The 25,753-nt window shown below is 44.6% G+C and carries 19 protein-coding genes; 10 read left to right on the top strand and 9 right to left on the bottom strand.

What is annotated here, in order from left to right; genetic code table 11:
• Positions 1-175 precede the first annotated feature (175 nt).
• The 4 genes from QUB51_RS21470 to QUB51_RS21455 form a co-directional block, all read right to left on the bottom strand.
• Positions 176-577 carry an MgtC/SapB family protein gene (locus QUB51_RS21470; protein WP_333053839.1) on the bottom strand — a complete coding sequence of 134 codons (402 nt, stop codon included), beginning with the start codon at positions 575-577 and terminating at the stop codon, positions 176-178.
• Between the two features lie 104 nt (positions 578-681).
• Positions 682-1,338, bottom strand: coding sequence for a hypothetical protein (locus tag QUB51_RS21465; RefSeq protein WP_333053838.1), 657 nt, complete (start codon positions 1,336-1,338; stop codon positions 682-684).
• 336 nt (positions 1,339-1,674) lie between these two features.
• Positions 1,675-2,640 carry a BadF/BadG/BcrA/BcrD ATPase family protein gene (locus QUB51_RS21460; RefSeq protein WP_333053837.1) on the bottom strand — a complete coding sequence of 322 codons (966 nt, stop codon included), beginning with the start codon at positions 2,638-2,640 and terminating at the stop codon, positions 1,675-1,677.
• Positions 2,641-2,843: 203 nt separating this feature from the next.
• On the bottom strand, positions 2,844-3,200 hold the full coding sequence (locus QUB51_RS21455; protein ID WP_333053836.1) for a zinc ribbon domain-containing protein: 357 nt from the start codon (positions 3,198-3,200) through the stop codon (positions 2,844-2,846).
• Between the two features lie 216 nt (positions 3,201-3,416).
• On the opposite strand from QUB51_RS21455, the gene QUB51_RS21450 reads away from it, so the two are divergent.
• Both QUB51_RS21450 and QUB51_RS21445 read left to right on the top strand, forming a co-directional pair.
• Positions 3,417-3,743: a phasin family protein gene (locus QUB51_RS21450; protein ID WP_333053835.1), complete on the top strand. Its 327-nt coding sequence runs from the start codon at positions 3,417-3,419 to the stop codon at positions 3,741-3,743.
• A gap of 279 nt (positions 3,744-4,022) precedes the next feature.
• Positions 4,023-4,628 (top strand): FKBP-type peptidyl-prolyl cis-trans isomerase, encoded by a 606-nt coding sequence (locus QUB51_RS21445; protein ID WP_333263233.1) that lies wholly within the window; start codon positions 4,023-4,025, stop codon positions 4,626-4,628.
• A 92-nt stretch (positions 4,629-4,720) separates the two neighbouring features.
• Here QUB51_RS21445 and QUB51_RS21440 read toward each other — a convergent pair whose 3' ends face one another.
• From QUB51_RS21440 to QUB51_RS21425, 4 genes are all read right to left on the bottom strand, one after another.
• Positions 4,721-8,818: a replicative DNA helicase gene (locus QUB51_RS21440; RefSeq protein ID WP_333263230.1), complete on the bottom strand. Its 4,098-nt coding sequence runs from the start codon at positions 8,816-8,818 to the stop codon at positions 4,721-4,723.
• A 494-nt stretch (positions 8,819-9,312) separates the two neighbouring features.
• Positions 9,313-9,771, bottom strand: coding sequence for a 50S ribosomal protein L9 (gene rplI, locus QUB51_RS21435; RefSeq protein WP_333053831.1), 459 nt, complete (start codon positions 9,769-9,771; stop codon positions 9,313-9,315).
• A gap of 269 nt (positions 9,772-10,040) precedes the next feature.
• Positions 10,041-15,209: a PAS domain-containing protein gene (locus QUB51_RS21430; RefSeq protein ID WP_333263228.1), complete on the bottom strand. Its 5,169-nt coding sequence runs from the start codon at positions 15,207-15,209 to the stop codon at positions 10,041-10,043.
• A gap of 21 nt (positions 15,210-15,230) precedes the next feature.
• Positions 15,231-15,443: a hypothetical protein gene (locus tag QUB51_RS21425; RefSeq protein WP_333263225.1), complete on the bottom strand. Its 213-nt coding sequence runs from the start codon at positions 15,441-15,443 to the stop codon at positions 15,231-15,233.
• A 407-nt stretch (positions 15,444-15,850) separates the two neighbouring features.
• Here QUB51_RS21425 and QUB51_RS21420 point away from each other — a divergent pair, with 407 nt between their 5' ends.
• Positions 15,851-16,690, top strand: a complete 840-nt coding sequence (locus QUB51_RS21420; RefSeq protein WP_333053829.1) for a glycosyltransferase — start codon at positions 15,851-15,853, stop codon at positions 16,688-16,690.
• Between the two features lie 97 nt (positions 16,691-16,787).
• On the opposite strand, the gene gloB is transcribed toward QUB51_RS21420, so the two are convergent.
• Positions 16,788-17,561 carry a hydroxyacylglutathione hydrolase gene (gloB, locus tag QUB51_RS21415; protein ID WP_333053828.1) on the bottom strand — a complete coding sequence of 258 codons (774 nt, stop codon included), beginning with the start codon at positions 17,559-17,561 and terminating at the stop codon, positions 16,788-16,790.
• A 253-nt stretch (positions 17,562-17,814) separates the two neighbouring features.
• Here gloB and QUB51_RS21410 point away from each other — a divergent pair, with 253 nt between their 5' ends.
• The 7 genes from QUB51_RS21410 (at position 17,815) to QUB51_RS21380 (ending at position 25,737) form a co-directional block, all read left to right on the top strand.
• Positions 17,815-18,018, top strand: a complete 204-nt coding sequence (locus QUB51_RS21410) for a hypothetical protein (protein ID WP_190659093.1) — start codon at positions 17,815-17,817, stop codon at positions 18,016-18,018.
• A 200-nt stretch (positions 18,019-18,218) separates the two neighbouring features.
• The gene (gene galE / locus QUB51_RS21405) at positions 18,219-19,217 is read left to right on the top strand and encodes a UDP-glucose 4-epimerase GalE (protein WP_333053827.1); all 999 of its coding nucleotides are present in this window, start codon (positions 18,219-18,221) and stop codon (positions 19,215-19,217) included.
• The gene (locus tag QUB51_RS21400) at positions 19,183-20,058 is read left to right on the top strand and encodes a hypothetical protein (RefSeq protein ID WP_333053826.1); all 876 of its coding nucleotides are present in this window, start codon (positions 19,183-19,185) and stop codon (positions 20,056-20,058) included. The genes galE and QUB51_RS21400 overlap by 35 nt, the downstream gene beginning before the upstream one ends.
• A 9-nt stretch (positions 20,059-20,067) precedes the next feature.
• Positions 20,068-20,886, top strand: coding sequence for a hypothetical protein (locus QUB51_RS21395; protein ID WP_333053825.1), 819 nt, complete (start codon positions 20,068-20,070; stop codon positions 20,884-20,886).
• Between the two features lie 279 nt (positions 20,887-21,165).
• Entirely contained in the window at positions 21,166-22,317 is a 1,152-nt protein-coding gene (locus QUB51_RS21390; protein ID WP_333053824.1) for a glycosyltransferase family 4 protein, read from the top strand.
• Between the two features lie 92 nt (positions 22,318-22,409).
• Complete coding sequence (locus tag QUB51_RS21385) at positions 22,410-24,413, top strand: ABC transporter ATP-binding protein (RefSeq protein ID WP_333263222.1); 2,004 nt, start codon at positions 22,410-22,412, stop codon at positions 24,411-24,413.
• Between the two features lie 124 nt (positions 24,414-24,537).
• Complete coding sequence (locus QUB51_RS21380) at positions 24,538-25,737, top strand: glycosyltransferase family 4 protein (protein WP_333263219.1); 1,200 nt, start codon at positions 24,538-24,540, stop codon at positions 25,735-25,737.
• Positions 25,738-25,753: the final 16 nt, after the last annotated feature.

Below are 25,753 nucleotides of genomic sequence, written 5' to 3'. Positions count from 1 at the left end.
AAAAAAACCTCAAATGATTGCATAGCAATCATTTGAGGTTTTGGCAATTATGAATTCCTTTGAAATTAAATCTGCTTGAATATCTGCGGAATGTGGGATAAAACTAGCTCGTACTTCCGTCGTCACTCCAAACGTTATAACGGTTATAATACCCGATTTTCTATCATCACTGAGACTATTTCCTACGACTTCGACGCTCTAACTCTTTAATTCCTCTCAGAACAAAGAGCGACATTAAAGCGCCAATTAAGGCCAGTTGCCACAACCCGCATCCTGCAGCCGTTCCTAAAGCTGCTGACACCCAAATAGCGGCGGCAGATGTGAGCCCGTGAACTTCAACTTTGCCTATTTCATGTCGATTTTGCCGCAGGATTTCTCCGCCTCCCAAAAACCCAATCCCGGCAGCAACGCCTTGAATTACGCGCGCTACAGCATCTCCTCCGTTTTCATTTTTCCCCATTGCCAGCGGCATTAAAACAAACAGCGCACAACCCATACTAACTAGCATATGAGTTCTCAATCCCGCTGGTTTATTTCTGAGTTGGCGCTCCCATCCAATAATTCCGCCAACAAACATGGCTAGGCACAACCTTAAAAGTATGCCTAGCCAATTATCGGGAGACCACAAGTTAGCGATCGACAATGTTTTACTGCAAATAATTGATTCGGAAGATACCAATATTAGCGGAGCACGATGTCCGATCGCAATCTCACTGCCAAATCTTGTTCCGGGCGAATCACCAGCACGTCAACGCTGCGCCGCCCCAACAATACTCCAGCTAAAGCGCCGATCCCAACGCCTCCCAATACTTCTTCAGTCGCGATCGCTTTGTCGCCGGTAATGCCTGCGAGTGCAGCCGCAGCAGCAGCACCCAAGGCTGCACCTTGCGCTACTGAACCTGTGCCAGCACCTTTTTGGACTCTTTCGGTTCGGGTAATAATTCCCGAATAGCCATCAATCCGATAGCGTTGGCGGCGGCTGATAATTAACTCTCTGGCAACAAATTGAGTACCGATTTGATTGCCTCTTCTGACAGGTTGCAGTGCCCCGACTATCTGGCTGCCTCCGGGGATTAACACTCTGCCTTGAGGTGTGCGGATGTCTTGCGCTACTGTTAAAGTTAAAGGTGAAGTTTCTTCGCGGGTGACAACTATTTTGTCTTTTTCATACCTAACTGGAATTACACTGCCCGACGGAATTCGGATGCTATCAAATTGGGAAATTCTTTGTTGGGCTTCTGCGGGAGTAGCTACCACCAGCGGCGCGCTGGTTCCCACTGTAATGCCCAGTGCGAGGATTGCTGCTGTTGCTGAACGCCATTTTTGAGAAGTAATCATATAAATTGTCTCCTTGCTTCGGTTTTTGTTTACTTAGGAACGCACTACTGCTAAATTTGTTTCTGGTTTCGCATTCATCTGATGTTTTGATTATGGCAGGCTGGAATTCTACCAGTTGGGAAGATAAGGTTGATAATCAAGAAGTTGAAAATTTGGAAAAATCGAGAAAATCCCCAATACAGGGGCGATCGGGAAGATAAGGAAGATAGTCAACAGCCAGTCGATTTTAGATTTTAGATTTTAGATTTTAGATTTTAGACTTGACTCCACAGATGAATCTGGAAGCTGGAAAGTAGGTGTAAAATATTTCGCTTGTCAACAGTCAACAGTCAACAATTAATTGTTGAGAGCGTTTAAGGCTAGCAATCCAGCACCGAAAGCTGGTTCGTATCGGGGCGAAATTACCTTAGCTTTTGGGGCGATCGCACTTATGGCTGCTTCAAACCGACCTCGGCAATTTGCCTCTCCACCCCACACACCTCCTACGATCACAATTTCAAATTCTTCTGTTTGGTTAAATAGCGCTGAAATGGCTATTTTGGTTGAATAGGTTAATTCTGCTACAGCATTATTGATAATGCAGTCAGCGACGCGATCGCCCTCTGCTGCGGCTTGTTGGACAATCGGCGCTAAAGCAGCAATTTCTTTGACTCCCCAACCGCGCCCGTAAACGACTTCTACCAATTCTTCTAGGTTATTGAGGCCTAAATGCGTTTGAAATTTTTCCGCAAGCACGGTAAAATCTTCGCGTCCGTCATAGAACTTCAAAGCAGCTTGCAAACCCTGAAGGGCAATGTTATATCCGCTGCCTTCATCGCCTAAAATATATCCCCAACCGCCGACTCGTTTAGTTTTTCCTTGACGGTTTTGCCCGAAAACAATCGAACCTGTTCCTGAAATAACGGCGATACCTACTGGATAACCTGTACCGCCAGCAAGTGCGATCGCGCAGTCGCTGCTAATTACTATATTCCTGGGCAGGAACGATCGGGTTACTGGTAAAGTATTCGTCAACTGCAAGTTCTGCACTACAAATTGCACTATTTCACGATCTTTTGGACGCCCGACGCCTGCTAGTCCCAGACCAATTGCTTCTATGTTGAGATTGCTATTCGTCTCGATTTTAGCGGACAGAACTGCTCGTTCGATCGCCAATTGGATGGATTCTTTGGCTGTCTCAATTCCCAGGGTTTGATAATTGGACGGCCCTGCTTCACCCCGTCCTAAAACAAGGTGGTTGTCATCCATTAAAAGGCAGATTGTTTTAGTGCCGCCGCCGTCGATGCCGAATACGTAGCTCATGAATAATTTAGAGAATAATAGAGCAACCCAGATTAACAGATATCTCTCTATTCTACGCTTTGTACAATCAGATTAAACTGAGATGTTGTACCATTGTCAATAAGCCTTTTATGAACAGGCTTTCCGGCCTGTTCCACAAGAAAATTAATCTCCTGTGGAACAGACCGGAAAGCCTGTTCTTCAGAATGGTGCAAGATGTGAGATTAAATCGACAGAGCAATGCTAATAATAATTAAACCTAATAATGCTAACCAAACCAGATGGCGCTGACACCAATTTTTGATTGATTGCAGCCCGTCGCCGCTGCTGTAAGGAATCGTCTGTGGCACAAGTGGCTCAGCTCGATCGTGATAAAGCGTGCATTCTTTGGCAAAAGGACGCTGCGGGTAGTTGCAAGTATCGTCTTCGTGATAAATACAGGTAGCGCACAGAAATTCTTCGGGTTTCGATCGATAAAGAGGGATACCCGGATGACCGAAAGCTTTGAGGGGGATTTTGCAGTGTGGACAGGCGAGCGCTTGGGCGTCTACAGGTTGGTGACAGCGGGGGCAATCAGGCATAGACAGCAGGGTGATGGGGTAATGTGGTGGGTAGGCTCATTAGCGGGTTTTCCGAACGCCGAGAATGGGCGATCGCCTCGCCATCAGGCGGCTGGATGCTCCAAAATAGAAAGGTAGGTGTGCGCTGATGTAACTTTAAGTTTACAGATGGTTTCGCAGCGACTGCAGGCGACCTGAGCCGATCGGGTATCAAAGGGCAAACATTAGGAAAAATCTATGGATAACAATAGCAACTTACTCAAACAACTGGTAATGCTGGGCATTGGTACTACCTCCCTGGTGGCAGAGAAATTGCAGGAAGTCAGCGAGCAATGGGTCAAAGATGGCAAAATCAATCCTGAGCAAGCCAAAACCTTTGTCGATGACATGACCGAGCACATCAAGTCTGAACAGGGGAATTGGGAGACGCAGTTGCAGCGGCAACTACGGAATATGCTGCAAGATATGGGAGTCCCCCGACAGTCCGAAATGGATGAGTTGCGGGGAAGGCTCGATCGTTTGGAACGTCAGATGCGGGATTTAGAAAACCGTAACTGGCGCTGAGTTCGATCCTCTTCTGCAAGCTTCGCTAACGCCCGTGAGAAGTTCGCTGCTATCTTGTGATAAGATTGTCACCCGAAGGCAGAAGGCTAAAAAAGGCACTTATGTAGAAGCCATTTATGTAGAATTACAAACATTCTGACTTCATACTTTTGCCTTTAAAATTATCTGGTACCTGCCGTTTTTTGGTGGAAAAGTTCAGATAAAATTTGGTAGTTCTTGTTGTACTAGATGTCTTAGATATCTGAGATATCGCGGTTAAAAGTATTAGGAGGATTAATTTTGCGAGGAGTTCTAGTCAGCTTGGGAGTAATGCTGGTTTGCTTTTTGTTTTTGATAGTCGCTCAAATGGGCGGTTCTGGGTCCCAAGCAGTTGCAGCCGAATTGAACAATCTTTTACCCGAGACTGCTATTGAGAAGTTGTCAGCGCCGTCTTTGAATGAAAATAGCTTGCTAGTAGCTGATGCTACTTTACCGAAGGTACCAGCTACTATCGCTGGCAATAACATGACTGATAATACTGAGAAAACTGTTAATACTGAGAAAACTGTCACCACAGATTCAGGTCTGAAATATGTTGAATTGACAGAGGGTAAGGGGGCGACTCCAAAAACCGGGCAGACGGTTGTCGTACACTACACGGGAACTTTGGAGGATGGCACGAAGTTTGACAGTTCGCGCGATCGCAATTCACCTTTTCAGTTCAAAATTGGCGTGGGTCAAGTAATTAAGGGTTGGGATGAAGGTGTCGGTACGATGAAAGTTGGAGACCGGCGCAAGTTGATTATTCCCCCTGAACTCGGTTACGGCGCTCGCGGTGCGGGCGGGGTGATTCCTCCTAATGCTACGCTGATTTTTGATGTGGAATTGTTGAGAATCGGTGGCTAGGTAGCTCAATCTCATTCAACGTAAAACTTTTACGGTATTTAGAAACCCGGTTTTTTTTAAGAAACCGGGTTTCTGTGTATGTTCTGGTTGATTTACGATCGCTTCGGAGATGCCAGATTGCGAAAGCAGGTAAATTGGGCGTCAAATAATAGTTTGATGATTCCTGTGGGCCCGTTTCTGTGTTTGGTAATAATTACTTCTGCAATTCCGCGATCGGGCGAGTCAGGGTTGTAATATTCATCGCGGTAGAGCATAATTACTAAATCTGCGTCTTGCTCGATACTATTATGAACTATGATGTCATTAGCGACAAAATTATGCAGTGCAGGCACGGTTAAATCGTAAACCTCAGCTTCACCATCAACTTCTATTGAGGCGATTTCATCCCAGTAAATATCGCTCTTAGATAAGATGGCAAGTTCATCAGATTTAACAATTGTAGCTAATCTGAAGGCTCGTTCCCGACCAAGGTTGTGTTTGTAAAGGGTTGTACCACAATATAAGTTGCCAAGCTGTGCTTGCATCTGGCGTGTAGTTAAACCAAATTGCTGCATAGCAGGAACAGCATACATTTTCCACACATCACGCGGTATGACATCTCTATTAGTATTGCTAGAACGAATTTCAATGTATTCTGCAATTTCTGTCAGAGCTTGCTGTTTGTAGTTACCTACTGCACCAATCAAATGAATAAACTTATCTAAATCAGGTCTTCCTGTTACCCAAACTTGATGTTGATCTCGCCCTTTCCCTGGCTGGGGGCTTAAAAATAAGCGGGCATTGATACCAAGTCTGAGTAAGAGTGACTGAACATCTCTTGCCAATTTTTCACTACTGGAAGCATAGTAAACACTAGGGTAATGACATTTATCTCTACCTGTTTTTATGCAACCATCAGTACACCAGAGATGGCGTAAAAATAAAGCTATTGCTTCTTGAGGCTGCTCAAATATGTGATTAGGGACAAACTTCTGGTGAGAACGCAGACCAAAAACACCTAAAGCATCTAGCCATTCAGTTACAGGATTCCTCACATTATGTGTGAGATGATAGGCGGCAGGAAGATAAACTTGATACCAATCACGTTCTTTACAAATACGAGGTATGATTCGCTCTCCAAAGACTTCTATTGCAAGATTTGCAACTTTATTGGCTAAATCTTCCTCTCTAGTAGTGTATTGAATAACGTGTCGAGGTAGAGTACATCCGTCTCCAATCATGTGTCCTAGCAAGGCTATTTCGGCATTGTCCATCGATTGGATGAAGGAACTTGATATGTATCTAGGTAGGGCAATGCGATCGCCTATTTTTAACTCGTCCAATCGCCGCCAGCCGTGAATGGTTAAGAACTTATGATTGCCAGTGGCTCTAATTGCCCTTCCCAAACGAGTTTGCAGCCCTAGTACAGGCTTAACACCTGTAGCAAAGGCATTGCTAACAACGGCTTTTTCTAACTGCATGCTGGCTTCATTGAGCGCCCAAACTGTGAAGCCCGATTTTCCTACTAATTCACGAATTGGTACGCGCACACCAGTATCTGCTAGCATTACCAAACTATCACCTGTTAAGCAGCCGCTTTCTCTCAAATCAGACATCATGGGCCGCTTGTTTGTCCTCGCTTCCACACCTCGACTCAACTGAGATAAGGCAATAATCGGCACGTTGAGTTCGCGGGCTAAACCTTTAAGACTTCTGGTAATTCGAGATAGTTCTTGCACACGGTTGTCGCTAGTACCTTCCATTAATTGCAGGTAATCTAGCAAGACTAATCCTAGGCTTCCGCCTTGTTCTGCTTGGAGGCGGCGGACTTTCGATCGTATTTCTGTGACGGTAATATTGGGAGTATCGTCAATAAATAGTGGTAGTTCTGATAAATTGCCAATGGCTGTACTGATTGGTTCCCATTCGTTTTGACTGATTCTACCCGATCGCAACCTGTTGCTTTCTATTTTGGCTTCACTCGACAGGATACGCTGCACTAGCTGTTCTTTCGACATTTCTAAGCTGAAAACGGCAACCGGCAATTTTTGCTGTCCGGCGGCGATGTGATGGGCGATGTTGGTACAGAAAGCTGTATTGTGAACGCAGATATCGTTAGCCACAAAATTGTGTGTCTCCGGGATAGTTAAGTCGTAAACTTGCTTGTTTCCCATCGGTTCGATAGAAACTATTTCATCCCAGTAAACCTCGCTATCTGCCAGTTTTTTCAGCCATAAATTATCTAAAGCCGTTGCTAAAACTAAAAATCTTTCTCTGGACAGCGCACGTTTACCAACGTGGATATTTGAGTGACCTTTGATGTCTGCGCGTTTTGCTAAGGATGCCCAAGATTCGTTGCCTTTTGCTAATGCTAGGTATTCCCACGCCTCTACAGGAATCAAATCGCGGTTATTGTGAGATTCTTTATTTTCTAATGCTTCTTTTACTTTGAATAAGGCTACCTCTTTGCCAAAAATGCCAATTTCTGATATGAATGTTTTGATTGATTTTGCATCAGTAATATCGATTTGCCAAGCTGGTCTACGAGTATTTTTGTATTTGACAGAACGCTTTTTGAGGGCTGCAATGATGCCAAATCTCAGCAGTAGATGCTGTACGTGTCTGGCTAGTCCTTCGCTGACAGAACAGTAGCCTAGTTGAGATTGACCGCTGGTAAGTAGGGTTGCCCAGCCGTCAGTTGAAAAGAGGCGGTTGAGGAAAAGGGCAACTTGCGATCGCCGCAATCTAAACACTATGTCCGGTACGGTTTTCTCATGAGCATTTTTTCCCATCAGACCTAACTTTTCTAACCAATTTCTCAGGGGATTTTTATGACTTGTATTAATAACATCCATTCCCTCATCGGCAAGGTGTTCTGGATCTACTCTTAAAACTCTGCAAATGCCACTAAATAATTCTTGATTGGGAAATGCTATTCCTTCCACCCAAGACCGGACTAATCGCGGTGGAACTTTCAATTCTAGCGCTAATTTTTTAGAGTCAAAATTTCGTTTTAAAAGGATTAGTTCTAAATTATAACCAAAGTTTTTTATACTATCTGTGTAACTTTCTCGATCGCCCATGACATAATATTCTGGTGCGCGTCTCCCTTTATCGTTAAATCGCAGCTTAAGACCTCCGAAGCTAGTAGCAGCTTCAGCAAAATCTTGTAGTATAGCAGTATTTCCATTGGTGAAGTGTGGCGCGCTGCGTGTCAAACACCCATCGCCAATTAGATAAGCCAATAATTTAACTTCACAGTCTCGGATGGTTTCTTTACCAAAAACATTCATCCTGCGGGGAACAGCAATCTTATCGCCTACTTGTATTTCCCTCAACTGCCGCCAGCCCTTAATTGTTAAAAATGGGTGTGTAATTGTAGTTTCTATAAATCGTCCCAGTCTTGTTGTAACCCGAAATACAGGCTTAATTCCATCATCTATAAAAGCTGATGGTCTAGTTAGGTGAAATTGCCAATCTTCTCCTAATGTTAGTAATTCAGCTTGACGTTTTTGATAGATTTGTTCTATACTAGAAACAGTTCCATCACTTTCTACTATTACGGTAGAGGCTGCTTGGCACTTGCCCATCGCCGGCCTGGCTGCAACGATGATTAAATCCGATCGCTGAAAGCCTCCTGTCATAGCATCTAAGTCATAAAAACCGCACGGAATACCGGGAAGTGTGAGGCCTTCATTGCGATTTTCTAGGTCTTGAAATGTTTGGTTTAGTGTTTCGCCGATCGACACTAAATCCTGTTGCGGGCGTTCTTGAGTTATGCTGAAAATTTCTTGTTCGGCGCGGTCTAAGACTGTTTCTAGCGGTACTGCTGTCTCGTAACCTAATTGTACTATGTTGTTGCCAGCTTCGATTAATTTGCGGCGCTGATATTTGTCTTCAACTAAAACTGCATATTGGTCGATGTTGACTGCGGAAACTGTGCGATCGACTAATTGTGCTAATTTAGTTAGTCCTCCTACTTGCTCTAACTGGTTGCGGTCGGTTAGCGCAGTTGTTACCGTCATTAAATCGGTAGGTTGGCCCTGTAAAAATAGCCCTAATGCCGATCGATAAATGACTTGATGAGCGGTGATGGCAAAAAACTCCGGGCGCAGCAGTTCGGCAATTCGGGAAATAGCTTCGGGGTCAATTAAAATCCCGCCCAAAATTGCTTCTTCTGCCTCTATATTTGTCGGCATCAAATCGCTCATTAGTCAATAGTCCTCAGTCAGTCGATTTTAGATTTTAGATTTTAGATTTTAGATTTTCTGTTTTAGGTTTTAGGTTTTAGATTTTCGGCTTTAGGTTTTAGGTTGTAGATTTTCGATTTTAGGTTTTAGGTTGTAGATTTTCGATTTTCGATTTTCGATTTTAGATTTACTCTACAGATGAATCTGGGAGCTTGAACAATATCCTAAAATTGTAGGTTCGACCATCAGGAGCGTCGGGGCTTGTGTCCGTTTTTCCGGCGGGGTCATTAGTTATTATCAGTGTAAGGTTTTGTAGGAGTGCGATCTGTCGCGAGCTCGCGTTTATACCAGACTCACGCTCTCTCGATCTCGCACTCCTGAAAAAATGCTTCTTACTCTCTGCAGAGATGCTCCGGTTCTCAATCTGCAAGTTAGCGTTACTGAGTCCTTACTTAGCAGTGCTTAGTTGTTAGCTAATGACTAATGACTAACAACTAATGACTGATAACTCTTAATTACATCGGAACAACTTGAATATCAACTTCGGCAGTAACTTCTGCATGTAGTTTGATTTCAGCTTTGTATGTACCAGTTTGGCGAATTTCGGGCAGAGTGATGCCGCGCCGATCGACTTCTTGACTGGTAGAGTTGAAAATCAGTTCTGCTACTTCTTGGTTGGTAACAGTACCAAAAATCGCGTCAGCTTCGCCAACTTGCTTGGAAATGATGAAAGGCCCAGCCGATTCGAGGGCGGTTTTGCGGACTTCAGCTTGCTGCTTGAGCTCTAGCTGGCGCAGTCTTTCTTCTTCACGGCGGCGCTCTGCTTGCTTGAGAATGCCTGGAGTGGCTTTAAATCCCATGCCTTGGGGTACTAGGTAGTTGCGGGCGTAGCCTGGGGCTACTTCTACTACGTCGCCAGCTTTGCCGAGTTTGCTGACATCTTTATTTAAAACTAATTGAACGCGCTTGGCCATGATCGTGGGTTGTGGGGTTTTAACTGCAACTTTTTATAATAGCGAAGTTTTAGGGGCGATCGCAAGGGAGTTCGGCAACGGATTATGTAGCGGATGTAAGGGATTTAACGGATTTAATGGATGGATGTTGAGATTCGAGGTTCGAGATTCGACGTTCGAGGGAAGAAACAGGGATAATATTTTTAAGGGGCAAATTCAGTTTGAAATTACGCAAAACGCGGGTGCTGTAATGAGCTAAATCAACTACAGTGCCATGTCTTACCGATCGCTCAGGCTTTATTTTCAAGGCGCTCACGGGCGATCGATCGCGCTACAGTAGCAACTAACTGGGTCGAATTGATCGGCTTGGCTAAGTGTTTGTCAAATCCGGCTTGCAAAATTTGGCGCTCGTTGGCTTCTCCAGCATAGGCCGTTAAGGCGATCGCCAACAACTGCCGATACTCAGGCGCAAGCTGAGTGCGGATGCGATGGATCAACATATATCCGTCCATCTGGGGCATTCCGATGTCGCTGACGAGCAAATCCGGTGCAGTTTGTTCGATCGACTCTAGCGCCTCAGCAGCAGATGACAGGGAAATCACCTCTGCACCCGCTTCCTCAAGCACGAAAGCCACAAAATCTCGCGAGTCGAGTTCATCATCTACCACCAAAATTCTCAATCCAGCTAGGGGCAAGGATGAGAGAGCGGGACAAGCAGACCAATTGAGGGCTTCATCCTCCTGCCTTCTAGAATCATCATTTAATAGCGGTAATCTCACCGTAAACGTCGCTCCTTGACCTTCTCCTGCGCTTTCTGCAAACACCGTTCCGCCGTGAAGTTCGATCAGTTGGCGAACGATCGCCAATCCCAGTCCCAAGCCGCCAAATTTGCGAGTTGTTGCGCCATCTTCTTGTCGGAAATGGTCAAAAACATAAGGCAAGAAATCGGGAAGAATACCTTTACCCGTGTCCGTAACTTTAATTTGAGCTTGGTGTTCGATTTGCCCTAATCGAACTTCTACTCGACCGCCTTCTGGCGTGAATTTCACAGCATTTGATAACAAATTCCACACAATTTGTTGCAAGCGACTTGTATCACCGAGAACTTGCCCGACATCGGGATTTAAGATTGTTTGGATTTGAATTTTTTTAGCTTCCGCTGCTAATTGCACGGTTTCCACAGCAGATGGAATAATGGTTGCCAGATTCATTGGAGCAACATTCAATCTGAGTTTTCCTTGCAGAATCCGAGATACGTCAAGCAAGTCTTCGATTAATTGAGATTGCAGTCTGGCGTTGCGCTCAATAGTCTCAAAAGCTTTGGCACTTTGACTGGCGTTCAGCTTGCCGCCGACGAGCAGTTGCGACCAGCCTAAAATCGGATTCAGGGGCGATCGCAACTCGTGAGAAAGCACAGCCAGAAACTCATCTTTAATGCGGTTAGCTCGCTCGGCTTCCGTGCGGGCAGTTTGTTCTAATTGGAGAACTATATCACGGTCGGTTTCCACTTGTTTGCGTTCTGTAATGTCGATTACAGAGCCGATATAACCCTCAAATTGTCCGCTTTCGGAAAATCTGGGAGCCGCCGCATCGATCGCCCAAGAATATCCGCCATCCTTGCGCCCGACGCGATATTCAACGCTGTACCGTTCCTGGCGTTCCTTGGCGGTAAAAAATGCGTTCTTGACCTGTTCGCGGTCTTCTGGATGCAGCGCGTTTATCCAACCAAATCCTAAACCTGTTTCCTCAGTTTGACCTGTGAATTCATACCAGGTTTCGCTCAAGAAAGTGCAATAGCCTGTGGAGTCTGTTACCCATACCATAAAAGGAGCATTGTTAGCCATAGTGCGGAATCGTTCTTCGCTTTCTTGCAGCGCTGATAAAGCTTGTTTGCGTTCTGTGATATCCCGACAGACAATCACTCCGCCTTTGATTTGGTTGCTAGTATCAACTACCGGATAACCGCTGATACTGATCCAGCGACCTTCAGCATCTTGGCGACGGACAAATACCTCTACATCATTGACATATTCACCTTTTATTGCTCTGGCTAGAGGTAGTTCAGCGGCGGGGAAAAGGGTTTTTTGGTCTGCCAAAAATAGTCCGTAGGTGTTCGACCATTCCTCACAAGATTTTTCATTCGATAGCTGACCGAATACCCCGACTGCGGCTTGGTTAAACAACACAAACTCCCCTTGTTGGTTTGCCAAAATTAAACCATCGCCAATGCTGTCAATGATGACTTGCAGTAACTTAGTTTGTTCTTCCCGGGCGACTTCGGCTCGTTTGCGATTTGTGATTTCGCTGGAGATGCCAATCAGGCCGATGACTTCTCCCGCCTGATTGCGGTAGGGAGCTTTCATTACCAGAAATGTGCGAATGCCATCGTGAGATTCTTCGAGGACTTCTGTTTGTCCCGACTCCATAATCCGCCGATCGTTTTCCGTGACTGCGACTGCAAGTTCTGTTACTGGGTATAAATCGATATCGCGACCACCAATTACTTCAGAAGCAGATTTGCCCATTATTTCCAGCGTGGCTGGATTGGCATAAATAATCCGTCCTTCTCGATCTTTGACAAAAATGGGCGTGGGTGCTGACTCGTTAATTACGTTCAAAATCGCATTTTTTTGTCGCAGTTCTTCTTCCGTGCGTTTGCGATCGCTAATATCGCTCCAATAAGCCGTAAGTCCTTCGGCCGCAGGATAGGCGCTCACTTCTATATACATTTGGAGCGAGGGCGAGAACTCTTCAAACTTGACAGAAACTTGCTCGTTAACGACTCGATGAAATTCTTGATATGCCCTTGAATAGGATTCTTTTTCGGCGGGGAATACCTCCCAGATAGATCGACCTAGCAAGTCGTTTCTCGATCGAGAAAGCAGTTTTTCTGCTGTGGCATTAACGTAGGTAAAGCGCCATTGTGAATCGATCGCGATAAAGGCATCGGTAATACTTTCTATAATATTGCTGACTTGTTGGTTGGCCCCAGAGAGCGCGAGTTCAGCGTTTTTGCGTTCGGTGATGATTTCGCAAAAAATCATGATGCCGCCAATCTCATTAGTGTTGGTTCGCCAAGGGTGAATTTCCCAGCGCACCCAGTCGATCGAGCCATCAGGGCGGGGAAACTGCTCTTCAGGGCAGGTTTCGACTGCTCCCGCCAGACAGCGCTGGTGGATTTGTTTGAAATGATCGGGCAAATTGGGAAAGATGTCGTAGTGCGATCGGCCCACAATGTTTTGAGTGCCGAGCCCGTAACTTGCCAGCCAGCGGTCGCTCACCAGCATATACCGCATCTGGCAGTCAAACATCGCCACCCCCGCAGGCGAATGTTTGACGAACAGTCGCAGTTGCTCGGACTGTTGCTGCAGCAGATTCTCCGATTGTTTGCGATCGCTGATGTCTTTGAAAAGTATGGCAACTTTGCGGCTGTCCGGCTCAGGAGTGCGGAACGCCGAAACCTCAAACCAGCGGTTCATGGCTTCCGAGCCGTGTTCAAAGCGCAATGGTTCCCCCGTGAGCGCGACTTTGCCGTACATCTCAAACCAATAATTTTCGTGATTTGGAAGGAGCTGTCGCACCGTTTTACCTGTAGCTTGTTCGAGTCCGGTTTGTTTCACAAAAGCAGGATTGACTTCCAAAAAGCGGTAATCGATCGGCTTTTCGTTGGCGTCAAACAGCATTTCGATGACGCAAAAACCTTCGTCTAGGGACTCAAACAAAGTGCGATAGCGTTCCTCGGAACGACCCAAAGCAGCAAGAGCTTGTTTGCGATCGCTAATATCCATAAACGCCGCCACACAGCCGCGAACTGCGCCCTCTTCGTCAAATAACGGCACCGCATTCACCAACCAATCAAAGGCTACCCCGTCCTCGCGCACCATTTGAATTTCCACATCTCGCACTTGGACGCCGGAAGCCGCAGCTAGTTGCATTGGGAGTTGTTCTCCTGGAATTTCTTCTCCGTTGCGGAATCGTCTAAAGGGAAGGGTTGCGGCTTGCTCTCCGGTTCCAGAAACATTGGTATCCGGCGGCACTTTCAACATCGACTGGGCAAATCGGTTAGCGCGAATTACTTTACACTGTGGGTCGCGGGCGATCGTAATGCCAACGGGTACAGCATCAAGTATCGATTCCAGTTCATTGACTCGTCGCTCTAGTTCTTGGTTGAGCCGTTCAATTTCTTTTTTGGTAGCTTTGCGATCGGTAATTTCTAGCACCGTCACATTCACTCCCAGGACGCGATCGTCCTCGGCCCTGAGTGGATAGACACTCAACAGCCAATCGCGATCGACTCCCGGCTGTGCTGAGTTCGTCCTGCTAAGTTCGAGCTGTTGAAGTGGAACTTTAGTTTCAATAACTTGTCGGTAAAGTGGCTCTAAATCATCTGCCATTTCTGGCAAGATTTCGCGCAATGTTTTGCCGATGTGGGCGGCGGCTGGAACTCCGTTTATTTCTGCTAGCCGATCGTTGATGCGGACAAACCGCAACTCGGTATCGAGGAAGCAAAGTCCGATCGGCGCACTAGCATAAATCGCCTCGATTTCTGTTAGTTGTTGCTGCGAAGTTTGTGCTTGTTTAATTGAATCAGCCCGATCCGCTTTCTGCTCGGTGACATCTTGAAAATAAACGGCAAGTCCCGATGGGATGAGATAAGCTCGTACCGCATACCAAGCATTGAGTGGCGGATCAAAAAATTCAAAACTCACCGTAATTTGTTCCCGAACAGGCAAGATGCCTGTTCCACAAGAAGAAAATTCATCTTTTGTGAAACGGGCATCTTGCCCGTTCTTGAGAATGGTGCAAGATGCGATCTCAAACAAACTGCCCACTGATTCGGGAAACTCTTCCCAAATGCTGTTGCCAATCAAATCTTTCGAGGGTCGATTCAGCCACCGCGCCGCTTGCGAATTGAGGTAGGTAAATCGCCAGTCTCGATCCAAAGCAAAGAACCCGTCCGAAATACTTTCGAGGGTGTCTGACAGTTGGGCCGCGGGCGCGTTACAGACTGGTTCGGGTTGAGGCTGAGCGATAGGAGTGAAGGTTGTTACTACCGCATAGGGAGTCGATCGATCTCCCTGAAATAAAGGTTGAGAATTGAGCGTCAACCAAATCAATTCTCCCTGTGGCCGATAAAAGCCCATGATGACATTTAAACATGGTTGCCCGGTTTGCAGCGCCACCATCGCCGGATGCGTCTCGCCGGGAAAATCCGAGCCATCTTCACGCAGAGTCTGCCAGCGACTGTTGATTGAAGTGCATAAGAGCATCTGTTCTGCTGTCATCCCCAACAGCTCCTGGGCGTGACAATTGCACCCCTGAATGCTACCATCTGCCAATTGCAGAACCATCCCTACATCAGTTGGCAAAGGCGGGGCTGGGTAGAACGCTTTGTTAGAATCCGTTGAAACAGAGGGGTCGATTTTTGCTTGGGGTTCAGTATTGCGTGGGTTTTGCATCGGTTTCTAACAACGCTTATTTTACTTTTGGAAAAGCAAATCGCGAGCAATAATAGGGAAATAACCAGAGGAACTTTTGACTTGAGCAGGGTGACACTTCAAACCTAAGATGGATGTCGATCGTTCTGCGGTAATAATATCGATATCTAGACAATTTATTTTATCGTAGAGTCCCACGTCTGAACCATTTGCGGGATTCGGCAGAGGCGACGGGGAATTTTCTGGCTGTTTCAAATACCAGGTTAGTCCGTCTCATCAGTTTTCCGTGTTGCTGCATATTACCCATTGCTGTTGCTGGTTTTCGCGCGAACAGATGGCACTTGCACACAGATAAATAAGTAGATTAAGCTGGAAAATAAATAAGCCCTCTCTTGCAGCGAGTGAAACGAAGCAATCGCTCTGGTTACGCCCGCGTTACCTTCTGTTACATTGTGGTAAACTTTATTTGCGCCTACCTACTTAAAAACCCGGTTTCTTTGCGTTAACCAGATGGTAAATTTAGGCAAGGTTCTGTTCGTCTCAACGGTAAACGGGCGATCGTATTTACCCAATACAGGGCAGCCTGCTTCCTCCCGTGCCGACGTTTGTGTCAAGTTTGACCGCGCGCCTTTTACCTTTGTTAATTTCACAAACTTAATCCTATGCACATATTCACCGCCGGCGATCGCAACTATATTCTGGGGTTGGCAGCACTTCTTAAGTCTATAGATTTGAATGTTAGTAAATCGGGACAGGAGCAGGTAAAAATTACCATTGTATCTACCGGCATAGCTCCACAGCAAAAGGAACAGTTACAGAATTGCTGCAAATACCAGATTGAATGGCAAGAATTGCAATCTAGTTACGACCAACTTCTTTCTCTGTCAGGTTCTAAACTTGCTTACGTTAAATTGCAGCCTGAAAAATATACCAAGGAAACAGAAAGGCTGATTTGGCTCGACAGCGACACGATCGTTCTGGGAAGTTTAGATCCACTGTGGAACCTCGATCTTCAAACAATGCCGATAGCAGCCGCACCCAATGTCTGGGGAAATACGAACAATTCTCAAGATCGAAACCCTTATTTCAATACGGGTGTTTTAGTTTACAACATGAAGCTTTGGGAGGAAGAGCAACTGTCCGAAAAGTTGATGGAAAACGCTCGATTAAACCTTTGGGGGGATCACGATCAGGGTGCATTAAATTCTGTTTTAGCGGGAAGGTGGAAGCAATTAGACCAAATCTGGAACAACCACAAGACTGATGATATGTCAAGTAAAGTGATGCACTTTATGTCAAGACCGAAACCGTGGGAAAGCTCAACCCCCAATCAATTATGGCTCGATATGTTGTCTCAGACACCGTTTAAGGACGAAGTGGAAAAAATTCCCAAGAATTTTAATTGGTTGTCGAGATTTAAGATAAAATACAGAGCATTTGGCCAGTGGTTGAGGGAACCGACAACCAAGTTTAAGAGTTACCTGAAGAAACAAAAACGTTAAGGTCAATCAATTTTAGATTTTAGATTTTAGATTTTAGAATTGAAGCATTGACTTGCGCGAGATGAATCACGTGGCGGGTATCCTGGATGCGAGGGGGTCAAAATTGGTCTTTCATGCCGCGCAATCGAGCGAAGGTTTGCACTGGATCGGAGGTGTTGGTGGCTGATTGGAGGTTGGGAAAATCCCAGCGCAAAAATGGGTTTGTGCTTTTTTCGATGCCGATCGATGATGGTATTGTAGGTTGCGATCGACTGCGCGCTTCCTTGACTTCGGCGAAGCGCTGCTGTAAATCGGGATTGTCGCCATCCACACTCAAGGCAAATTGCAGGTTGTTCAGCGTGTATTCGTGGGCGCACCAGACTCTCGTACTATCGGGCAGGTTTCGGAGTTGCCGCAGAGAGGCTAACATTTGGGCGGGAGTGCCTTCTTTGAGCCTGCCGCAGCCGCCGGCAAATAAGGTGTCGCCGCAAAACAATTCGCCGGTTTCGCTGGGGTTGCTGGGGGGGAAATAGTAGGCGATGTGAGCTTTTGTGTGGCCGGGTAGGAAGAAGACTTCGGCGGTTCTGTTGGCGAAAGAAACTCGATCGCCCGCTTGTAAAAACACTTGCTGTCCGGGTATTCTGCCTCTATCTTCTGCGCCACCATAAACTTTAATTTGGGGAAAGCGATCGATCAGTTCCTGATTGCCGCCTACGTGGTCGCTGTGGTGGTGGGTAATGAAAATTGCGGTTAATTCGGCTCCGAGCGATCGCAGTTGCTCTAATACTGGCTGCGATCGTGCTGGATCGACGACTGCTGCGGTGTGGCGATCGGGGTCGTGCAGTAAAAAAATGTAATTGTCGGACAGTACCGGAAGCCGATAAACCTGCATAGAAAAGTGCCTCTCTCGGAAAAATATTATATAATTAAGTTACTCTGAACGCTATCCGAAGGCTGATTGCAGATTTATTAAGTCCGCATATCTATCTTGGGATGTAAAACTTGGGATGTAAAACTTGGGATGTAAAACTCGGATACGTTATTTCTGCTGTGCCAGCAAATTGATTTGCGGTCGAGTACGCACCATTTTTGAGTCAATAACTACAATCGGCTTTAACTATTTTGGCATAAAAGCGATCGAATAAATGCGAACATCTCACAACAAATCAAACTTAACAATTTCTCAAAAAGTCGATCGGATTGTAGCGTCTGGTAAGATAACTCGCAGGGAACACTTAGTTTTGACTTCGGCTATCCTGTCAGATGATAAAATTTCAGAAGAGGATCGACATCAAATCAATCGGATATTTGATTATATCCAAATTGGTCGCCTCAAGTTTATCGATTGAAAACAAAGACTTGCACAGTCAGCATCTATCTGGAGTATAAAAAGCGTTTTTTAGGAGTGCGATCGTCCCGTCGGGCACAGCAAAGCCTATATATTTCGCTTGAATTCTCCGGCTCACGCGGAGTGTGAAGGCGTCAGTTGTGGCAGTCTCAAATTAACAAGGCTCTTAGCAATCCCAGCTACAAAAACAGGCAGAATAAAATGAGTGCAGACAAACCAACTATTTTGGTGACGGGCGGAGCTGGATATATTGGCTCTCACGCAGTATTAGCGCTGAAAAACGCCGGTTACGGTGTGGTGATTTTGGATAATTTAGTTTACGGTCACAGAGATTTAGTAGATCGGGCTTTGCAGGTGGAGTTGGTAGTTGGCGACACGAACGATCGCACTCTTCTCGATAACTTGTTTGCTACGCACAAGATTGATGCGGTAATGCACTTTTCGGCTTACGCTTACGTGGGCGAATCTGTTACCGACCCAGCTAAATATTATCGCAACAATGTCATCGGCACTATTACGCTTTTGGAAGCAATGATCGCTGCTGACGTGAAGAAATTTGTGTTTTCTTCTACTTGCGCGACTTACGGTGTACCGCAGAAAATCCCGCTCACAGAAGACCACCCGCAAAACCCGATCAATCCCTACGGTGCTACTAAGTTAATGGTAGAACGGATTTTGTCGGATTTTGACGCTGCGTATGATTTCAAGTCTGTTTGTTTCCGCTATTTTAACGCGGCTGGGGCTGACCCGAACGGGTTGTTAGGAGAGGATCACAATCCAGAAACTCACCTGATCCCGCTGGTGTTGTTCGCGGCTTTGGGTAAACGAGATTCGATCGCGATTTTTGGCACGGATTACGATACTCCTGACGGTACTTGCATTCGGGATTACATTCACGTTAACGATTTGGCATCTGCTCACATTTTGGGATTAGAATATTTGCTAAATGGTGGCAAATCAGATTTTTTTAATTTGGGCAATGGGGGCGGGTTTTCGGTGAAAGAGGTGATAGAAACGGCTCGCCAAGTGACTGGAAAAGAGATTAAGGCTGTTGAGTGCGATCGGCGTCCAGGAGACCCGCCTGCTTTAGTTGGCAGCAGCAAAAAGGCGATCGAAATCTTGGGTTGGTCTCCAGAATATCCCGACATTAAGGATATTATCTCCCATGCTTGGCAGTGGCATCAAAAGCGTCACACTTAGCATAAACTCAAATAAAAAAAGTGCAAAAATTGAGTCTAAAATAATGTTAAACAGTCACAAAGATTTTTGTTTTTGCACCTTAGCTTTTGGGAAAAAGTATTGCGAATTAGCCAAACAACTAGCAGCAGACTTAGAAACTCATTCTCTAGGGACGATGCTAGTTGTTTGTACTGACTACCCAAATGACTTTCAGAATTTGACGAATGTTTTTGCTTTTAAAAAAAGTCGCGAAGGTGTAGATTATTGTTATAATGATAAACGATTTGCACTAAAAAAAGCCTTAGAATTATTCCGAGTGGCAATCTTTGTGGATGCAGATACAAGAATCATAGGAAAAGTGCCGGAGAGAGAATGGATGTCAGGAATTACTTGTAAAGGGTTTATTCCCATTCTAGAACATCCACCTAATCAATCTTTGCCAGGTAGAAAAGAGGCAATTGATAAATTAGCAAAAAAGCTAGAAATACCATTGGAACCTGTAAGTTTTGTTCAAGAAAATTTGTTCGTAATTGCGAGAGACAATGGGAAAGAAATTCAGTTTATTCAAGAATGGGGAAAGATTGGAAGATTTTTTGAAGTGCAAAAAGTCAAAACAAAAGACGGTAATCCCATTGGGTTAGCAACTGCTAAAGTTGGGTGGAATATTCGTAATGACGGGTGGCAGGAACTCGCTCAAAGTATGGAGCATTCTTTTGCTCATTGGGACTGGCAAAAAAATCAAGTAAGAACCTTTTGGGATAAAGTTTGGGATAAATTGCAGTTTGAGCATTGGCAATATCTCTATAGGTTATTAAAAACACAGTTAATTGCCTTATTAAATTTCAATTTTTACTATCGCTAGAGAAAAGAGATGTATAGAGGATTTATCACCATTTTAATTGGATTGTACTCATTTCAAGACTGCATACATTTTCTAGCTTCAGTCAGGAAGTTTCACCGCGAACCAATTATTATTTTAATAGATAGAGTCCCTCTAATTTTATATCCTTTACTTCAGGTGTTTGGAAATGTCATATTGAAACCTGCACCGTCTCACGAAAATCCTGTTTTAGCGTCGCGGCTAGCTAAGCTGGCTTTGTATCAACAATCTCCTTTTGAGAAAACTATTTATCTGGACTGCGATATTTGTTTGCTATCGCCAATATATGAAGTTTTTGACTATCTTGATGAAGTAGATTTGCTGATAACAGAAGATGTGCAGCCTGCGATTGCTAAAGCTGCAAATTTATTAAGAGTCAAGCAGGATATTCTGTCAACTTTGCAGTCTGTCGGGTTGCCGCTAAATGAAAATAGCGTTCAATACAATGGCGGATTTATCGGTTTTACGAAAAGCAGTAAAACTCAGGAATTGTTTATAAACTTTAAGAAATATTTCGAGATGGTAGTGGCGCATCAAAATGTGCTACTGTTGAAAGACCAGGGAGCTTTTGCGGCGGCTGTTGAATCAGTGAAACCGAAAATGACAACTTTGTCCCCGGTTTACAACTACTTGGATAAGTGGAAAGATGTTTATACGATCGACAAACCGATTAAAGTAATGCACTGCACTTATCCTTACCGCCCTCAGTACGCGAAGAACGTGACGCGATCGCTCTTTACTAGAATAGTCGATCGCACGGCTAAAATATTTTTACCAAATCAACTTAACAATCCCTGGCGTTTAAAATAATTAAAGTTTGTTGGCAAACTGCATCAAAAGCAACAAAGTTTTGCCCAAACACAAAAAAATTAGCCTCAACATATCCGAAAATTTACCTAGAAGAATTATTGCTGGCTTGAATAACAGTCTTGGGTTCATTATTGTGTTTTTTTACCAAAAGACGCGTTGCTGCCCTTTCCCGTGGTTAAAAACCTGGTTGCTTTGGTCGGGAGTGCGTGAGTCCCCATCGCCTTGACAAAAGCTCGGTTAAGCAGGAAAATTAAACAAATGTTTTAAACAAAATACTCAGTGAAAGTTTCATTAGTAGTGAGCGATTTGTCAGGAGGAGGTGCAATTCGTGCTTTTTTATTAGCTCAAGTCTTGATAGAGCTTAAATGTGATGTAGAAGTTGTTGGATTTCAGTTTGGCAAGGAATTGTACGCTACTCCTCCCAGAGACATCCCGGTATGTGCGATACCGGGGAAAAATTATCCGGGGTTTTTAATGGATGCTCAAAAACTTTGGAAAAAAATAGATGGGGATATTATTTATGCAGTTAAACCTAAACCTACAAGCTTTGGATTATCACTGCTAAAAAAACTGGCGACTCGCCACTCTATAATTTTAGATATAGACGACTGGGAACTGAGCTGGTACGGGGGAGATGAATGGCAATACCGTCCCTCTTTCAAACAACTTTATCGAGATATTTTTAAACATAACGGTCAATTGAGAGAACCAGATCATCCCCTCTATCTCAAGTGGATGGAAGGTCTCATTCACCGTGCGGATGCAGTCACCGTTGATACTGAGTTTTTACAACAGCGTTTTGGTGGTGTATATTTGCCTAATGGTAAGGATACTGCAATGTTCGACCCTGCTAAATACAATCCTGAATTGAGCAGACAGCGTTACGGCTTGTCCGGGTATAGAATCTTAATGTTTCCCGGTGCGCCGCGACCTCACAAAGGTGTTGAGGATGTTTTGATGGCCCTCGAACAGTTAAATGAACCCGATTTAAAATTAGCGATCGTCGGCGGGAGTCCTTATGATGATTATGATGATAAACTTGTGAAACAATGGGGACGTTGGATTATTAAACTGCCAAGGTTTCCAGTGGAGACGATGCCGTCGGTTGTAGCGGCGGCTCATGTTGTCGTTGTTCCTCAGCGAGAAACTCTCACAGCCGTGGCTCAGTTTCCGCTCAAGCTGACAGATGGTATGGCAATGGCTAAGCCTGTTTTATCTACGCGAGTGGGGGATATTCCATCAATTTTAGGAGGAACGGGTTATTTAGTCGATCCGAGTTCTCTCGCTCAAATTTCACAAAAAATTCAATGGATATTTCAAAATTTGACAGCGGCTAATTTACAAGGAATGAAAGCTAGGGAAAGATGTGTGAAAAAATATAGTATTCAAGCAATGAAACCGATACTTTCAGAGATAATCGCAGGTATGTAAATGTTATTTTAAAACGACTCAATGGAGGAAGAAAAGCTGGCTGTTATTAAAGAATATTTTAAGATGCCGTACTGTTTAGCTGGGAATGCTTCATGTCTGCCAATAAGCTACTCCTAAAATTTGCCAGACGATATCCCGGCAGGATTCTCTTAACTGTGATGCTGGGCTTTTCTGGCGCTTTATTCAACGGTATCAGCACTACTCTGATTGTACCAGTGCTTTTAAGTTTTTTAGAGGAAACTATCGAGCTGCGGGGTGCTCCACCTCTAATTAAAACTTTGATGTATCCCTTTGAGGGAATGCCCGGAAATCAGCGTTTAATGTTGATGACCGGGGCGGTTGTGCTGGCAATTTTTTTAAAAAATGTTGCGAGTTATATCAATACTTTAGTAGCTACTTCTCTGACGCGCTCTCTGACTTTTGATTTGCGAGAAGCAGGTTTGCGGTTGTTGTTAGAAGTAGATTTAGATTTTTACTCTAAAACAAAAGTCGGGGATTTAATTAATAGATTGGGCGGAGAGATTGGTCGGACTGCTAGTGCAGTTGGTACGGCCATCGGAATGTTTACTACGTCAATCACGGTTTTGGTGTTTCTGGGCCTGCTACTTTCTATCTCGTGGAAACTGACGGTGACAGCTACAGTTTTGCTGGCGTTAGTTGCTTGGGCAAATCAATATATTATTAACCGTTCCAAGCATTTTGGCCACCTGCTTTCTGAAATGTCGAAAGATTATTCGGTTAGGGTGCTGGAAACCATTACGGGGATTCGGCTCGTCAAGTCAACTGGGAACGAGGAAAGGGAGTATCAGCGGATCAAGTATTTAATTCAAAGGCGAGAACAAGCGGATTTTCAGGCTCAGGTAAATTATGCGGCGATCGCCCCAATTAACGAAGTTGTTAATTTGATAGTTATAATTCTGATTGTATTTATAGGCCGCACCATATTTGCGAATGAGATAGAGTCTATTGCTACAATTTTATTAACCTACTTATTGGTACTTTTTAGGTTAATTCCTTTAATTTCACAGTTGAATAGCGGGCGCAGTCAATTTGCTAATACGTCGGCTAGTGTAGAGGTGGTTAATGATTTTTTGAGCTGCGAGGACAAGCCATTTATGCTGAACGGTTCTGTGCCTTACACTCATTTGCGATCGGGAATTCATTTTAATAAAATATCTTTTAGTTATCCCAATCACAAGAATTTAGTTCTGCAAGGAATTGATTTATTTCTACCTCACGGCACTACTTTAGCTTTGGTAGGAACTTCGGGTTCTGGCAAATCAACTTTGGCAGATTTACTGCCGAGATTTTACGATCCAACTGAAGGTCATATCTCGATCGATGGTAGAGATTTGCGCGAATTTGAGCTGAAAAGTCTCAGACAAGCGATGGGTATTGTTAGCCAAGATACGTTTTTGTTTAATGCTTCAGTGCGCGAAAATATTGCTTACGCTAGGCCTCAAGCGACTGAGGAAGAAATTGTGGAAGCGGCGAAGGGAGCTAATGCTTACGAGTTTATCCAACTGTTGCCGGAGGGGTTGGATACTCAAATTGGCGATCGGGGCGTGATTTTATCGGGAGGGCAGCGTCAGAGAATTTCAATTGCTAGAGCCCTGCTGCAAAACCCGGAAATCTTAATTTTAGATGAGGCAACGAGTTCGCTGGATACGGTTTCGGAAAGGTACGTACAAGCGGCGATCGAGAAATTGAGTTGCGATCGCACCACCTTAGTCATCGCCCACCGCCTCTCCACAGTCCAAAAAGCCAACAAAATCGCCGTGATCGATCGCGGGCAAGTAGTAGAAATGGGTTCCCACGAAGAATTGCTAGCAAAAGGAGGATACTACACTCGCTTGTATTCAGTGCAATTTGCCGAAGAAACCGCTCGCGATGAAGCTCTAATTAGAGGTTCTTACGAAATTCGCACTCGCCTGACTCCCATGATAGCTTACCTCAAAATGCTAGTAGATGAAATGGTAGACTCTCCCGAAGAAAGAGACGAGTTAATCCGAGAATCATTTCACTCTGCTGCTAATATTTTCACGACTTTAGAATTTATAGAAAATACTATTAAGCGTCAGGCAGTTAAAAAGTAGTCAGTTGGCAGTAGTCAGTAGTCATTAGTCATTAGTCAGTAGTCAGTAGTCATTAGTCAACAGTCAACAGTCAACAATTACTAATTACCAATTACCAATTACCAATTACTAACTACCAATTACCATGTCCAAATATTATGTATTTTTTACCAGAAATATCTTGCCGCAACCCAATGTAGCGAGCTTAGTTCAAGTTGCCCACTCTGCCAATGCCGCAGCAAATCTCGGTTTACCAGCAGTTTTGGTATACCTCCGCCAAGGCTGGAGTGCATTGAATCCGGTTGATTTGCTTTTTCCTTTTCAACCCAGGAAACCCGATGAAAAACTTGCCCAAATTTACAATATTCAGGAAAAATTAAAAGTAGCAGATTTACCGATGCCGTGGCCGATCGATTTTTGGGACAGCAAGTGGACGAGTTCGAGTACAATAGTATCAAAATACTACTTACCAATTCACCTGCTTAAATCAACTAAAATTGTCCACACCCGCGACTGGAACTTTGTCAAAGCAGCAGTTAAAAACGGAATTCCCGCTATCTACGAACAGCACCACCATGAAGACAAGCAATTTGAATCAGAAATTGTCCGCAATCCTCTGTTTCAAATTGCTGTAACTGTTGCCGATACAGTGCGAGACAGCATGATTAAGAATGGGATGCCGCCGGAAAAAGTAATTACGCTGCACAACGGTTTTAACCTTTTGTTTCTCGCCAGACAAACAGAAGCAGCCCAGAATTGGCGACAGCAATTATTAGAAGATGACAGACAGCATTTAGCAGTTTATGCAGGCGGACTTTACCCATTTAAAGGTGTTGATATGTTGGTGGATGTGGCTAAGGAATTGCCGCTGGTTCAATTTGCGATCGCAGGCGGTGATTCATCCCAAGTAACAGCCTACCAGCAATTAGCCAAATCCCAGCAAGTTAACAACATTAAATTTCTCGGCTACCTGCCTCAAAATCAACTAGCTAGCTTGCTGCAAGCAGCCGATGTTTTGACTCACCCGCACTGTTTGACAGAGGCCGCGACGTTCACATCTCCTTTAAAATTCTTTGATTACATGGCATCGGGAACTCCGATTGTAGCGACGGAGATTGCATCTTTAATGGAATTTAAATCGGGAAATATAGCAGCCACTTGGTGCGAACCGGATAACCCGCACCATTTCGCGCAAAGCATTCGAGATTGTTTAACTAAATATCCGAGGAAAAGCGAAGGCTATGCAGAAACAATGGATTTTGTCAAGCAATTTTCGTGGGAAAATAGGATAGAGAAAATTATGGGTTATGTAGAAGAGTCAGTGCGATCGCAAATTATTCATTAATCCTCATCCGATAATT

Source organism: Microcoleus sp. AT8-A3 (genome assembly GCF_036705675.1).
Classification (GTDB): domain Bacteria; phylum Cyanobacteriota; class Cyanobacteriia; order Cyanobacteriales; family Microcoleaceae; genus Microcoleus.
Note: the sequence above shows the minus strand (reverse complement) of the source record. Positions and strands in the feature narration are given on the sequence as shown.